Source organism: Halobacteriovorax sp. RT-2-4, assembly GCF_047085445.1.
Lineage (GTDB): Bacteria > Bdellovibrionota > Bacteriovoracia > Bacteriovoracales > Bacteriovoracaceae > Halobacteriovorax_A.
Map to the genome: position 1 here is coordinate 524,221 of NZ_JBKIXY010000001.1, position 14,432 is coordinate 538,652.

Genomic DNA, 14,432 nt, shown 5'->3' on the forward strand with positions numbered 1-14,432 from the left:
TAAAGCAAGTAAAATGCCAATAAATCGCACAATAAATGTAGTATTTTAGCTTAGAATTGATCAAAAAATAGACGGCCGTCTGTTAATCTAAACAAAATACGAGCAGATGATACGTAATAACTTCGAAAAAATGGCACCTTCTTTGCTGTGTATATGACATATGCATATGAAATATAAAATTCTATTTATCTATACTCTTGGCCTATCATTTTTTGTCAATGCAGATCCATATACAGATATATTGCTTGGTAAGAATGTCGATAGCTACAAGATAAACGAGTATTATAAGAAGCATTATATTGAAGATAAAGAATCTCTTGTCGTGATAGGTTCTCATTATAAAGAGAGTGAAATGCCGATTGCCGGGACAGGTTTCACCATAGAAAGTGATAATAGGAAGTTTATTATCACAAATTCACACCTGGTCGACGGTGATAATAAATTCTATGTCTATCGTGGAGAGCTTTTTCCTGTACAAGAAGATAATACACTCTCATGTGCAAACGATGATGTTGCAGTCGTTGAAGTTAATAATAATATAAAAGAGATATTTGGAAGATATGATCGACATAAGAATTCTCTTTATACTCATGGAAAAAATAATTCGCCAAGAGGTCAACAAAAGTCTGAGTTTCATTTTGGAGAAAACAGAGAAATAAATTACAATAATAGACCACTCTTTGAAAATTCACTATCAGGAGAAACTCTCTCTTACGTACAGATCGGTAATATGTATGATCTTTCATGTAACTTCTATCCAAGCTCGCCTGAACACTACAAGGGCAATGCACTCTTTGTTCCTATTTCAGAAGCAATCAAGTCGATAACGACTGAAGCGATCCCATATAAGCAAAATCATCACAATCAAATTGGAATGATGAATTCAATTATGGATCTGATAACACATAATGAATGTCGAATAAATTTAGATTCAAAAGTAAAAGAGCATGAAAAAAGCCGTCAATCATTTTTAAGTAAAGCAATAATCACTCCCTCAAGCATTGTTCCAGGAATGAGTGGGTCACCACTATTACAAAATAACAACTTAACTCAAAGTAAGTATCAAATTGCAGGCATTGCCACTTCTTATGATCGAATCATGCAAAGATCGATCTTTACTTCGCATTCTAATATTAAAAGTTGTATCAAAAACTATTTAAATGGGAAAAGAGGACACTTAGATTCGGTAAGATTTAAGTATTCGACAAAGTATCAATCAACTTATCGTCAAAAGAATCAGGATAGACTAATTGAAGAAATCCCAAACACGCATGGTAAGGCCAATGGAGATCTAACTGATACAAAAATAAAAGAACTTTACGACCTATACCTAGAGAAAAAACAGAAGGATTTAAATATTGATCAAGATAATAGGTCAAATATACAAACAATTGAAATGTTAAAAGAATTTAAAGGTAAATTCAAAGACAATATAATTATAAGAGGTGGTAATGGTTACGGAAATGGTGGCGGGCCACTTGTATATAATTCATTAGAGTTTAGAGAGAGAATAATTATTCCAACGGGATTATCAATTGCAGGAAATTTAGTAATTGGCTTCAGGTGCAAAAATTCACATGAAAAAAGTGATGACAATTATATCTTCGCAAATTGGGAAGGCCTTGCATACAGTGAAATAGCAAAGTGTAAGGAAATCTACAGTAATGATAAAGTCGACTTAATAAAAATATTGAGAAAAAAGATTAGGAACTTTAAAAGTAATAAGGATCAAAACACAGAAGAAACCTTCTCAATTAGATCAGTCATTAAGCTTAAGAATGATAAGATAATACTAACGATATCTGGAAAGAATCATAACAAGAAATTTAAAGAATCAGTTGTCATTGATAATGATATTGAAAAATTTGTCCCAAGAATTGAAATCATATTAGATGAAGACAATACAATTATAGCTGATATAAAAGAACTCTTCTTTACGGATATGCTAAACGTCTCTAGGACAAGCAAGAATCAGAGCATTGAAGATGCTCTACTTAGGCATAACAAAGCTAGAGTTTTTTATAGCGTAAAAAAGAAAAACAGCAACAAAGGTAGTATACCTCTAATTAATAGCTGGAACTAATGAGTATAACTATTCACCCCTCACATTTAATCGATGCTGATATAGCACAATTAACGAAACTTTTTTTTGAACTAGAATATAAATCTGAGGATTCTTTATATACTCAAATCATGATGGCCTATTATCTAAACGATAAAACTAAGCTTCAGCGCTTACAAAACGAAGTAAAACCAAATTCTTTTTTACATGTTTTCTGCCTTTGCCGTATCGCTATTTTAGAAAATAAGTCTTATGAAATCGAGAATATTGAAATATATAAAAACTCTCCCTATATCGGTGATCTCTATTTTGCCATGGCCTTAATAGCAGCTCAACAAGACAATCATATTCAGGTAAAGAACAACTTTCTAAATGCCTATAACTGCTACACAAAAATCGGAGCAAATAAAAAAGCACTAACGGCCCAGATGAATACAATAACAGCAGAAGGTAATATTGATCTAAGAAAAAGATTACTAGCAAATTATATCGAATCAGTTGATAAACTAATTGAACATGAATCCATAACAAGTGCAGCAAATATTTGTGTTAATATCGCTGATGAGTTTCATAAGATTGGTGCCCAACGTTCGGCCTATCGCTACAATGAAAAAGCATTAATGATTTTAGCTGATCAAAAGAACACTCTTCAATATGCACAAGCATTAACTCATCTTTGTGAATCGATGTTTTGTCTTGGGCAAAATATTAATGCGAACAAGGTTCTTGATGAGCTTCAATGTTACGACTTTATTGAAATCAAAGAAGCAATAAAGGCCATTGAAAATGTATATCTCAGCAAGAATAATACAATTAACAAAGCTCAACTCACAATGGCGTGGAGAATCAGACTAGAGAAAAAGACTTCTCCTTACCTACTTGGAGAAATAAGTGACCAGTTAATTCACCTTTTAGCTTACGGCCCATGTGACTTTAAAGAGATTATAGAGGAAATTTATCCGAATACAGATGAGCTTGATGCAAGAAATCGCTTAACGACCTTAGTATCTAGAATAAATAAAAAAATAGAAGGACTTATCATTTTCGATCAAAAGAATCAGCTGTTTTCTTTATCAAATAATGAGAAGATCATATTTGCTACACAGGAGTCTTTATCATGATCGATGCACTTCTTAGCAAAATTGATAAAGAAATATTAAATATTATCGATATAAAGTCTCTATCACATAAACAATTAGCTAATCTTCATTCGATAATTCGAAGCAAAGATAATAATTTATTAAACCGTACATTATTTTATCTTTTATCTGCTAAACTACATGGAGAAGATTTTTCAAAAGAAATTGAAGTCGATATAAACTCTTCATCAGAAGATCCCAACCATGGACTAATCTCAAGTCTATTATTAAAAAACAAAGTCCCGCATGAAATTGAGATTAATGGAAAATTAAGTAAGAAAGAGAATGTTCTTTTAGACGCTTTAAAAGAAGCTAAGTCCAATAGACAGCAGCTAATAATAAAAATCTATGGACAAGATTGTGATTACCTTAAGGCCGAAACAAGCTTTAAATCATTATTATATCGTTTTAAAAAGAAACTCAATGGCGAGATCATCATATCAATAGATGGAACATACTCGATATCTATATAAGTACACTGAATATATAATATTAATGTATCATTGTACTTGTATTGTCTTGAGCAATGTATTCATTATTTGTCGTTGCCACCAAAGAAGTCGGAATAATTACCTTAAAAGTAGTACCTTGATCAGAAGAAGTAAAATCAATAGTTCCACTTAAGTAATCAACAGATTTTTTAACAATATACATTCCTATACCAGTACCTATTGACTTATCCTCATTGAAACGAACAAATTGCTCATAGACTTGAGACTTACTTTCACATGGTATTCCAACCCCATTGTCTGCGACTGTGATATAGAGATTATCAATATCATCATGAATTTCAACATTTACAAATGGAACATCTTTTTTAACATCATAATACTTAACTGCATTGATAATGATATTACTTAAAATTTGAAATACTCTAACTCTTTGGGAAGAGTGCCCACGAGATAGGTCGACATCAGTTGAAAAACGAATATTATTCTTCTCTATTAAGTATTCATTTGAAATTACGATATCAGAAATCATTGTCTCAAAATCAAGTTCTTCATTAGGATGTGTTGATACGTCTAGGCGTGCCAGTTCTAAAAGACTTGATATCAGCTCGGCCAAATGATTAACACGACTTCTAATCTTTTCAACCTTAAGTTTAACGTCTTTTTCGTTAAACCTGTTAGTTTCAATACTTCTTATGATCAAATCTGATAAAATACTTATTGTTGTCAAAGGTGATCTCAGGTCATGAGATGTACGGTAAGAGAACTGAAGAAGCTCTTCATTTGTTTGAGTAAGTTTCTTATTTGTTCGATCCAGTGCCAATAAATCGAAATAGTACATCGACGCCATTGCAAAAATAAGAAGTACAATCGCAATAACACTAAATCGAGAGATATCCTGTGAAATATTATTAAGCTGAACCTCTTTACTCTCCAATATGCGAATAACTTCCTTGGCCGCTAAATCGGCCTGTGTGTCATCAACACGTACCAGATAATCCCTTTCTTCGGCAGAAAGGTTCTTGTCACTATTTTTTAAAATTTCAAGATTGTTACGATATTCTTGTGCTGTTGAAAATAAATTTTCGAGAGACTCTCTTTCTGTATCGGATAGTTTATAATCTTTTGAACGAAGATAAGCTTCTTCGATTTCATTAAATTTTATGACAGCTTTTTTGTAATATGCTTCATTAGATCGATTTACATAGTTTTTAAAATTATGAATAAGGCCATTATATCCAAAATTGCCGACGACAGAAACGAAGAGGTCAATTCTCTGATTTAACTCAACTACGGCCTTACGGTTTTTACTAGAGAAGTAATAAGCACAGCTAATACCAAGAAGAATAAACATCAGAACTGACGCTAGAAACAACTTCTTTTTAAATATATTAGCGTTAATTAACAAATCCACTACCTTTATAAATTAATCATCTAAATGATAGATTAAGAATCAACCCATGTAAAATAATTCACTTAGATTTGAATCATCAAACAAATGGTTACTGCACAGAATTTTTGTTGCTAATAAAGGCATATTATTTATCCCTCTATCACGTACCTACTTGTGCAGTATTGTATGACTGAGCGCTTAAATGATACAATAGATGGAATCTAGAGTTAGGAATGATTTGAATGAAGAAGTACTTTTCCCTCCAAAATATCGCACTTGTCATTGCTTTGGGAGTGTTTATCGTAAAGCAGGCCCCGATAATTGCGAATAGTTTTAAAATTAAAGAAAGAAAGATCCAAACAAGAACTGTAAAGACAATTGAGCTTAATTCGAAGGCTTTAGAATTTCCTCCACAAAATAAAGTAGTAGCGTTTTATTGGATGACAACATGTGCTCCATGTAAGCTTGAAATGCTACGATTAAAAAAATCTGTCGAAAATGGTAAAATTGCAAAGGATTCGATCTATGCTATCAACCCATTTGAAAGTACTGAAAAAATAAGAAAATACCTAAAGAAAAGTCCATATCCTTTCACTTTTATTGAAGATAATGATCTAGGTTATGATTTAGGAATACAGGTTACACCAACAACAGTTTTCTTAGATAAAGGAATAGTTAAGTCCTTCTCAACAGGAATAAGCTTTCTTGGAATCTATGAAGCAGAAAAATTTCTAACTAATTAAGCTTCTTTAAAGTGAATTCCTCTCCTTGTGTAAAGATAAGGATCTCTCCATTATCTTTGAATTCAAGTTTGATATGAGCACGCTGAAACTTAAATATCGTATTAGAAAATGCTTCAAAAGGGATCTCATTTTGAGCATCACTTGATGCTTCCCCTAGAAGAACTCCATCTTCATTTCTAAAAGTAAGCTTAATTGGAAAATCATTACTTCCGTATGTTCCATTATACTGATCAAGTATTTCTTTCTTAACTAAGATTGACTCTTGAATGACAGGAATATCAAAATCGTCGCCATAAAATCCGGCCAAAAGAGCAAGAGACATATCGTTAAAATTAAATGACAAGGCATTTGTTAGGTTTACCATAGCAATATCATCTTCAATATTATAGGCGGCGATAGATGCATAACCATCGACTCCACCTGTATGTCCAAAGAAGTATTTGTCAGCATATGGAAACTTCATTAAACCTAATCCATACTCTCCCTCGCCGATAAATTCTTTCATTTTCTTAAGAGAGCTTGAATTGATTATTTTTTCTCTAAATAATCCTCTAAGAAATGTTGCAACTTCTAGTGGTGTGGAAGCAATGGCACCAGCACCAAGAGGAACATTCTGATGAGTATTGGTTGCTTCTTCCCAGTTAGCTCTTTTGAAGTAACTAGTGACTTCATTAGATCGACGACTTTTAGCATCATAGACAAAGGTCTCCTGCAAAGAAAGAGGATTAACAATATAACTAGTTAGTAAGTTTGCATAAGTATCATTTCCTGCCTTTTGAGCAATATAGCTTAAGATGACATAACCAGTATTTGAATACTCATACTTTTCACCAGGCATAAACTCCAACTGATAGCGATAGAAACGCTCCATCATCTGACTTTCAGATTGGGGAGTTTGAGAGTATTCCTTGTAATCAGCAAGATCTGTCATATTTGGAATACCGGTACGATGGCGAAGCAAGTCCTCAATAGTGATCTTATCTGCCTTATCTATCTTTGGATAATAGAGAGAAAGCTTATCTGAAAGCTTTAATTTCCCCTCTTCCTCTAACTTTAGAATAATTGTAGCAGTATATATTTTCGAAACAGAACCTATGCGATAAATAGGATTCTTATTATTTTTATCAAAATTATAATTTTTATTATAAATGGACTTACCATCTTTTACTAATATAGCACTTCCTGAAACTACTTTCTTATTTTCTAAAACAGCAAAAAACTTATCTAATTTTTCAGTATTAATATTAGACTCCTGACCAAATTGACATGATAGACAAAAAATAAAAGTGACAAAAAGAATTACTTTTATGAAGACCTCTATTGAAATTGTAATGCAAACACTATATCGGTCTAAAATTATTGATCTTTAAATATTAAACTCTAATCTAAATATTTATAATTATATAAAACGAAGATAATAAATAGCTTTCTTTCTCATTTTAAATTTGACAGACTGCTTAGAAATCCGTACTAAATAATTCTCCAAGCAAAACTTTTTTCTTGGAGAACCTAATGAAGAATTCCCTACTTCTACTTATTTCACTTGTATTTACTTCTAACACTTCATTCGCATCTTATGACGGATACGATGATTACTATGGCGAAGACATTAACACAGTTGTCGAAACGATAACTTCTTGTCACGACAGAAATTTCAACAAAAAACTTATCGTTAAAAAAGTGTACTCAGATGTATCTGGAGAATCTCTATTTAACGAAATTTCAATTGATGGTAAAGCACTTGAAAAAATTGACTACAAATTCGAAAGTAAGAACTTTGTCGATCCATTAACTAATCTAACAAAAACAGGATATCTTCTAGAACTAAGACATCAGTCGGTCGACAATTCTTCGACACTGAGTCTAATTGCTTCAAGCTTAGATGCTCACCTCTACAACCCAACTTGGGAAAACTATGACCTAAGAGGAACGCTAAAAATTGCTTCAGTATACAATAACGAAACGAGCTACGATGTTCGTTGTAGTATTAAATCTGAAGTTCGTTACGGGACACCAGAAGAAATTGACGTACTTTTTGAAAACTTTGATTACGATTCTTACAATGACAGAAGATAGTAGTCACAATGCTTAAATATATCATTCTAACGATATTTATCACATCAATGTCGAGGGCCACGGTCCTCGACAAAGATGCTTTTCTCAACTGGGTCAAATCAAATGACTTTCAAACACTTACACAAGTTATTGAAAGTATCCCGGAGGAAGACTATCAAAATATGACATTGGCCTATAAGTCAGGGGCGCTACTACCAGCAGCACCAAATAAGCTAAGGCCTGTGATTTGGAATGAGAAAAATTCATTTGTTATTACCTTTTCAACATTTGAAGCAGATCAACACGAAGAAGATTCGATTGAGGCCATCGCTTGGAATCAAGAAGAGCTCCGCTATGAGCTTCTTGTCTTAGACCTTAAAAACAAAAAGTGGCTCATAAATCAAGCCAAGTGCCTTGAGTGCCACGGGCAGCGTCCAAGGCCATTGTGGGGAGAATATCCAACATGGAACGGTTTTGTTGGCCAACGAAATGACTTAATGAATATCAGAGATCGTAAATATCTGAGTAACTTTTTAAAGAGCTCAGAGCCTCGCGGCGAGGCAGTAAGAAGAAAGATAAAGCGCGAAGGTGCACCATTTCCATATAGAGTTGCCACAAAAGAATACTTTGACCACAGAGAACACTCGCAGGCCGATCACAGGCCAAATATGCGCCTTGGACAATTATTTGCAAGGCACCATACTCTATCCATATACAATGATCTAAGAGATGCCTTAACACATACTGAATTGGATGCGCTCTTTAGAATAATTCAATCAAAAAGATACTGGTTAGAAGAAGAAAAGCTTAATTATTACTTTAATAAAGCAGGCCTTACTCTATCTGATCTGGACATTGCTCAAGTTGCCAATCAAGAAATAAAGACGACATGGGAGCATATCTATTTTGATGGAGATGCAGAGATTCTAGAGTACCTTACATGGCAATATTTGAATGATTCAAAAATGCCCCTAGGAAATGAAGTTTCATTAGAGAAAAAATATCCTTTTCACTTCCCAAATAATCTGGATGTAAAAGAGACAATCAGCCTATTCGATACAATTACTAAATGGATACAGCTTGATTTTGAAATGACAGACAGAAACAAGAAGAGAAAGCGCCATCGTGTTGAATGAGTTAATTGTAACAAATGTATTTCTAACAACTTAGCTCTTACCACCACCATTAAGTAAGAAATAAATTCATGATTTTTAAAAACGTCACCTCATGTAAATGAGATAAATTCTGATATCCATTACCTTGCCTCCATAACAAAAAAAATAAAAATGGAGACGAGAAATGAAAAAATTAGCACTTACTTTATCACTACTACTGGCAACTCAAACTTTTGCCTTTAACTGTAAAAATGAACTCGCAAGAGATATTCAAATTAGAACAAAGTCTACAAGCTATCTCCCATCAAAAATACCTGGAGAGATGATTAAAGAGTGCTTCTCAAAGCAGAAGAACTTAAAAGAGAATCTTATTTATTGTGGATTTGCTGCCTATATCCCGGGTTCAATTATTGGTGTAGCAATAGGTGCAGGATTACCAATTCTTGCTCCAATATTTGCGGGAATTGTACTCGTGATGGAAAATGGAAATAAAGATAAGAATGGGATTTCAGGTATTGATCACAAGCGCCAACTTAAATTAAGTAGTCGTCTCTACAGTGTACTTTCAGGTAACACAAGAGATCTATGGTTAATTAAGAATTATCTTCCGGCCTATAAGCATGTTTCAAATGAAGACTTAATGTCTATTCTTACTAAGATGGATGAAGATGGAAGTCTTTGTAATGAGCAAGGCTTTAGAGATAGAGTTCACAAAATATCAGAAGCAGGACTTAGAGAACTTGAAAGAAAAAGTGTCGAGGTAGGAGTTAAGCTTAATTGGATGGATCTTCTAACAATTGATGGTGTTGATTCAGTTTTAACACAAGAATACAAAGAATGGTTTTTATACCGTTACACTTACTTTGATTATACGACTTTTGGACAAGTAATCGATAAGAAGAAACTAAAAAAAGCATTAAAAGAAGAATTTAAGGACCTAGGTTATCGTCCTAGACACCAAGGTCACTCAAATAGATAATTAAACTAATATATTGGCCCCTGTTTAAACTGGGGCCTTTCTTATTTCTTAGCAAGCGAATAGATATAATTCTCAAGATCTTTAATTTCTTTTTCAGTTAAGACATTCTTCCAACCAGGCATCTTCTGTTTATAACTAGAAACCAATAAGTAGAAATTAAAGTTAGGGATTTCTTTAGATAATTTTTGAAGATCAACTTTTTCAACACCCCTTCCATTTTCACCATGACACTGAGAACACTTATTCATATAAATACGCCTGCCCCTAAGAACTGATTCGGCACTATAAATACGAGTCACAGGTGTTTTATTTTCACTCTCTGCCACTGGAACAACTCCATGCCTCATGCTCTTATCTTCATAATACTGACGTGATTCAGTGTTAACGCTTGAGCATGATGAGTAAGCTAAAAATAGAATAAAAAGTAATATAAAATTCCTCACAATCACCTCTTATTTAACTTCACGTAAAATCATGAGACGACAAGGGGCATGGCCTACCATGTATTCCGCAAACGAGCTGGAAAATAGTGCTGAGATTCCGTGCTTCCCTCTAGTTTCAATGATCATTTCATCAATTTTATTATCTTCAGCATATTCCTTTAGTGCAACCTTTGCAGAACTAGCAAAGAGACATTTACCAAAGACCTTTCCCTTATAATCTTCAGAAACAATTTGATTAGAAAGACCCAGTAAGAGATCTGAAACAGACTTTTCAATATCACCCATCTGTCCTTCAAGCGGATAAGAAGCAAAATAGAAAGTATCTGCATAGACTAGTGTTTCAAAACCGTGCACTAGATGAACTTCATCCCAGCGATTCCAGTCGAAATCCTTTAATTGATTCTTATAGGCATTGATAGACTCATCAGTTATATCAACACAAATCATTAGCTTACTCATGGAACCTCCCTTTGTTCTGATATCGATATTATCTCTTTATACAATAGTACTCGAATATGACATACGTCACATTATAGATAAGAAGATCTTAATCTTTATTAATAAAACTTGAAGCTGAGTACTTCCGTTAGCTGGTATACGAAGGATTTGCCCGACTCCTCCCATCCTGGTCGTCGCTGGATAGTTCGGCATTAAATACCGTCGTGGTATTTAACGCCTCCCAAACCGGGAGAATACATGTTTAAATCGAGCTTATCTTCAGGTTAAAAAAGAAAACCCAGGACAAGCCTGGGTTTTTCTTTTTGAATTTGGAGGATTCGATAGATTCTACAATATATCAATAAGTTAAGTATTCAATTAAACACATGTAAGCACGGCCCTACGTGATGAAAATTCATCAATTTTTACCACTACTATCATCTTTAATAGGTGCATAAAATATTGGCCAATAAGCAAAAAGTAAAAAGTAATAGAATGCCTCTAAATAATCAAATTCGCCTTTTTTATAATACGTAAATATCAAACTAACTGAAATAGCATATACAAAAATTAATATACTCCTTCGCGAGAAGGCGTCACCAATAGAAATAAATACTCTCTCCTTCTCAAATGGAAAAGGTATAACAACATAAATAAATGTCGATAAAAATAAGAGACTAATATAAATCCAATATTGCTCATATACATTTATATTTAATATAAATAAGGTCAAAGCTAAAATAATGTACAATAATAAGTTTTGAATAAAATTTTTATTCTTAAGTTTAGTAATCAAAATGACCCCTTATTAATATCATTTTGTATATCATTAGGCTTTAAACGTATATTAGCCGGTATTGTATACAAATTATAGTTTCCATCTCTCGTATTATTAATTAAATCTCTATTTCTAGTATCTATGCAATTATCTCCTTCACATACAGGGTTCTCAATCGGGTTGTTTGAAGGCTTCGGTTCGTCGTCTGGTTTATCCGGATTAGTCGGCCCATCTTCTGGCTTATCAGGAACATCTGGCCCGAAGTCAGGAGTGTCTGGGACAATAGGCGTATTCGGGTCTTCATCCTCTTTTGGATTGTCAGGATCATATGGAGACCCGTATCCTGGAAATTTTGGCTTCTTTGGTTTACATGAAGGAGAAGATAATCCACCTGTCGCACATCCTAAGAGAGCTCCCACAATAGCCGACTTTACTCATAGCTTGTGATTACTCACCTTCATAGACATTACAATGTAGAGTTCCATCATCATATAGAACCTCCTGTAACTTAATCTTGATAGTTTCTGTGCTATAAGTATCCCTTTCACCAGAAAATTCCCCAGAATACGTAATGACACCATTTTCAATTTTCTTTATAGTACAACTCGTATCACAGCTAATTCCATTTGAGCAATGAACGAGTCTTCCAACTAAAGGATACTTCTTATCGAGCTCATTTTTTGTCATTTTGAAGACACTTTTATCAAGAACAACCAAGTCTTTAGCTTCATCCACATCCAACCAAAGATCGTCTTTATGAAAAAGCTTTATTCTATTGTTACGAAAGTCTTTTGCAAATGGAGAATACTTAAACGGAACTTCAGATATGATACTAGAAGATGTTAACTTTATTGCTAATCTTCTTGAAATTTTACCAGGAGAACTTCTTGAGTGCTTTCTCAATAAAACTCCAATATCTGCAATTTGTTCATTTTTATTTGGATATTTATAAACTGGAGCCACACTAATAAACTGTTCTTTAAACTTTAGTTTCTTCTTAAGTTCATGGGTATTACCTCCATATTTTTTCTCGAACAGGACTCTTTGTTCATAATTACACTTGTCACGATCCTCTTTTTTTGAATTATCACATTTAGAGACAAGCGCAACAAAGTCCCGTGTAATGCCCTCTATTTTATTTTCAAAATCTTTTGTACGCTTATTTATTTCTTCTTTTAGCTTACCACGATATTCAATCTTATAGGCTCCATAGTAAATCCCATCCTGAGAGTAGACAGCGATTGAAACAAAAAAAGATAATATAAAAATTAAAATACTATTCTTGATAATGAATAAGTTTTTCACGATAAACCTTCTTCTTTCCTTTTAAAACTGCATTACCAAATACTAAAGCTGAACCAGAAATATTAGCGACTCCCTTCACAAGAGAATTGCCATATACTTTAGCATTACCATTTACTCTTGCATGTTGTTGAATTCTTGCTCTTCCAAAAACTTTTGCGTCTGCTCCTGGCGAGTAGGGCCCTTAATCACTTATGAAAAAAATGAAAAGAGTTTTGTTACACTTTATAGTTTTTAATTAAGACATATTTTCATCAGTTTATATTTCTTGAGATAGTTGCTCAAAAGCTCCATACAAATCATCACGTCCGTACACGCTAGAGCATAAACAAGCAACTAAACTGACTATTATTAATTTATTCATTCAAACCTCCCTGCTGAGAGTAATTTTTTTACTCACTCTTCTCTCGGACTGAACAACTTACAGTCCCATCTTCAGTAAGAATATCTTCGAATTTGATTTTGACAGTTTTTACTTCATAGCTATATCTTTCACCATGAAACTCTCCAGTATATGTTAAAAAGCCATCCTCGATTTTATCAATTTTACAATAATCATCACAACCAACACCATTGCTACAATCAACAAATCTACCAATTAAAGAAAACTTCTTATCAAGATCACTTTTTGTCATTTTAAAAATATTTTTATCAAAAACAATTAAATCTTTGGCTTCATCTACATCTAACCAAAGATCGTCTTTATGAAAAAGTTTTATCCTGTTGTTACGAAAGTCTTTAGCAAATGGAGAATACTTAAACGGAATTTCAGATATGACACTAGAAGATGTTGACTTAAATGCCAGCATTTTTACTATTTCGCCTGGAATGCTTCTTGAATTTATCCTTAATAGAACTCCAATGCCTGCAACTTTTATTTTTTTTATTGAATCACTATATATTGAAGCCACGCTGATAAACTGTTCCTTAAATCTTAGCTTCCTCTCAAGTTCAATGGGATTCCCCCCATACTTTTTCTTGAACAAACCTCTTTGCTCATAAACGCACCTACGAAAATCTTTACCTTTTAAATTATCGCACTTAGATACAATTGAAACATAGTTTCGATTGATTTCTTTTACTTTTGCTTCAAAGTCTTTTACACGCTTCTTTATTTCTTCTTTTAGCTTACCACGATATTCAATCTTATACGCATCGTAATAAATCCCATCCTGAGAGTAGACAGCGATTGAAACAAAAAAAGATAATATAAAAATTAAAATACTATTCTTGATAATGAATAAGTTTTTCACGATAAACCTTCTTCTTTCCTTTTAAAACTGCATTACCAAATACTAAAGCTGAACCAGAAATATTAGCGGAAGCTAGGGTTAGATCTTAAAACTGTAAAATATAGTAAAGTTAAAATAAGAAATGTCATGAAGGCATCTTCCTATGGTATCGGTAATGCAGCTAAACCAGCACAAATCGTTTGAGTAGCAACGTAATATAATTATATACAAAAAATGAACTTGTTCACTAAATTTTATTTTGATCAATAGAGATAGGTATGGGTTAGTTTCTATGCATAAGATT

The 14,432-nt window shown here is 33.2% G+C and carries 15 protein-coding genes; 7 read left to right on the forward strand and 8 right to left on the reverse strand.

Annotation, left to right across the window (positions count from 1 at the left end):
* Positions 1 to 166: 166 nt before the first annotated feature.
* The 3 genes from ACMAYL_RS02400 to ACMAYL_RS02410 are packed head-to-tail and all read left to right on the forward strand — an operon-like array spanning position 167 to position 3,674.
* Complete coding sequence (locus ACMAYL_RS02400; protein WP_412470680.1) at positions 167 to 2,083, forward strand: hypothetical protein; 1,917 nt, start codon at positions 167 to 169, stop codon at positions 2,081 to 2,083.
* Positions 2,083 to 3,183 (forward strand): hypothetical protein, encoded by a 1,101-nt coding sequence (locus tag ACMAYL_RS02405; RefSeq protein ID WP_412470681.1) that lies wholly within the window; start codon positions 2,083 to 2,085, stop codon positions 3,181 to 3,183. Before ACMAYL_RS02400 ends, ACMAYL_RS02405 begins: the two co-directional genes overlap by 1 nt.
* On the forward strand, positions 3,180 to 3,674 hold the full coding sequence (locus ACMAYL_RS02410; protein ID WP_412470682.1) for a hypothetical protein: 495 nt from the start codon (positions 3,180 to 3,182) through the stop codon (positions 3,672 to 3,674). Before ACMAYL_RS02405 ends, ACMAYL_RS02410 begins: the two co-directional genes overlap by 4 nt.
* Before the next feature lie 19 nt (positions 3,675 to 3,693).
* On the opposite strand, the gene ACMAYL_RS02415 is transcribed toward ACMAYL_RS02410, so the two are convergent.
* Positions 3,694 to 5,058: a sensor histidine kinase gene (locus tag ACMAYL_RS02415; protein WP_412470683.1), complete on the reverse strand. Its 1,365-nt coding sequence runs from the start codon at positions 5,056 to 5,058 to the stop codon at positions 3,694 to 3,696.
* Positions 5,059 to 5,285: 227 nt separating this feature from the next.
* On the opposite strand from ACMAYL_RS02415, the gene ACMAYL_RS02420 reads away from it, so the two are divergent.
* Entirely contained in the window at positions 5,286 to 5,786 is a 501-nt protein-coding gene (locus ACMAYL_RS02420; RefSeq protein ID WP_412470684.1) for a TlpA disulfide reductase family protein, read from the forward strand.
* On the opposite strand, the gene ACMAYL_RS02425 is transcribed toward ACMAYL_RS02420, so the two are convergent.
* Entirely contained in the window at positions 5,779 to 7,146 is a 1,368-nt protein-coding gene (locus ACMAYL_RS02425; protein WP_412471059.1) for a serine hydrolase domain-containing protein, read from the reverse strand. The two genes, ACMAYL_RS02420 and ACMAYL_RS02425, sit on opposite strands and share 8 nt — an antisense overlap.
* Before the next feature lie 152 nt (positions 7,147 to 7,298).
* On the opposite strand from ACMAYL_RS02425, the gene ACMAYL_RS02430 reads away from it, so the two are divergent.
* The 3 genes from ACMAYL_RS02430 (at position 7,299) to ACMAYL_RS02440 (ending at position 9,935) form a co-directional block, all read left to right on the forward strand.
* Positions 7,299 to 7,862 (forward strand): hypothetical protein, encoded by a 564-nt coding sequence (locus ACMAYL_RS02430; RefSeq protein WP_392991746.1) that lies wholly within the window; start codon positions 7,299 to 7,301, stop codon positions 7,860 to 7,862.
* A gap of 8 nt (positions 7,863 to 7,870) precedes the next feature.
* Positions 7,871 to 8,977 (forward strand): hypothetical protein, encoded by a 1,107-nt coding sequence (locus tag ACMAYL_RS02435; RefSeq protein WP_412470685.1) that lies wholly within the window; start codon positions 7,871 to 7,873, stop codon positions 8,975 to 8,977.
* 163 nt (positions 8,978 to 9,140) lie between these two features.
* A complete protein-coding gene (locus ACMAYL_RS02440) occupies positions 9,141 to 9,935 on the forward strand; it encodes a hypothetical protein (protein ID WP_103217394.1) in 795 nt (264 codons plus the stop codon).
* Between the two features lie 41 nt (positions 9,936 to 9,976).
* Here the strand turns inward: ACMAYL_RS02440 and ACMAYL_RS02445 are convergent, their stop codons facing one another.
* The 6 genes from ACMAYL_RS02445 to ACMAYL_RS02470 form a co-directional block, all read right to left on the reverse strand.
* Positions 9,977 to 10,378 (reverse strand): cytochrome c, encoded by a 402-nt coding sequence (locus ACMAYL_RS02445; RefSeq protein ID WP_412470686.1) that lies wholly within the window; start codon positions 10,376 to 10,378, stop codon positions 9,977 to 9,979.
* A 9-nt stretch (positions 10,379 to 10,387) separates the two neighbouring features.
* The gene (locus ACMAYL_RS02450) at positions 10,388 to 10,837 is read right to left on the reverse strand and encodes a universal stress protein (RefSeq protein ID WP_103217396.1); all 450 of its coding nucleotides are present in this window, start codon (positions 10,835 to 10,837) and stop codon (positions 10,388 to 10,390) included.
* Positions 10,838 to 11,234: 397 nt separating this feature from the next.
* Positions 11,235 to 11,612: a hypothetical protein gene (locus ACMAYL_RS02455; protein ID WP_412470687.1), complete on the reverse strand. Its 378-nt coding sequence runs from the start codon at positions 11,610 to 11,612 to the stop codon at positions 11,235 to 11,237.
* Positions 11,609 to 12,013, reverse strand: coding sequence for a hypothetical protein (locus tag ACMAYL_RS02460; RefSeq protein WP_412470688.1), 405 nt, complete (start codon positions 12,011 to 12,013; stop codon positions 11,609 to 11,611). Before ACMAYL_RS02460 ends, ACMAYL_RS02455 begins: the two co-directional genes overlap by 4 nt.
* Before the next feature lie 28 nt (positions 12,014 to 12,041).
* Complete coding sequence (locus tag ACMAYL_RS02465) at positions 12,042 to 12,899, reverse strand: hypothetical protein (protein WP_412470689.1); 858 nt, start codon at positions 12,897 to 12,899, stop codon at positions 12,042 to 12,044.
* 389 nt (positions 12,900 to 13,288) lie between these two features.
* A complete protein-coding gene (locus ACMAYL_RS02470) occupies positions 13,289 to 14,149 on the reverse strand; it encodes a hypothetical protein (protein ID WP_412470690.1) in 861 nt (286 codons plus the stop codon).
* Between the last annotated feature and the right edge of the window lie 283 nt (positions 14,150 to 14,432).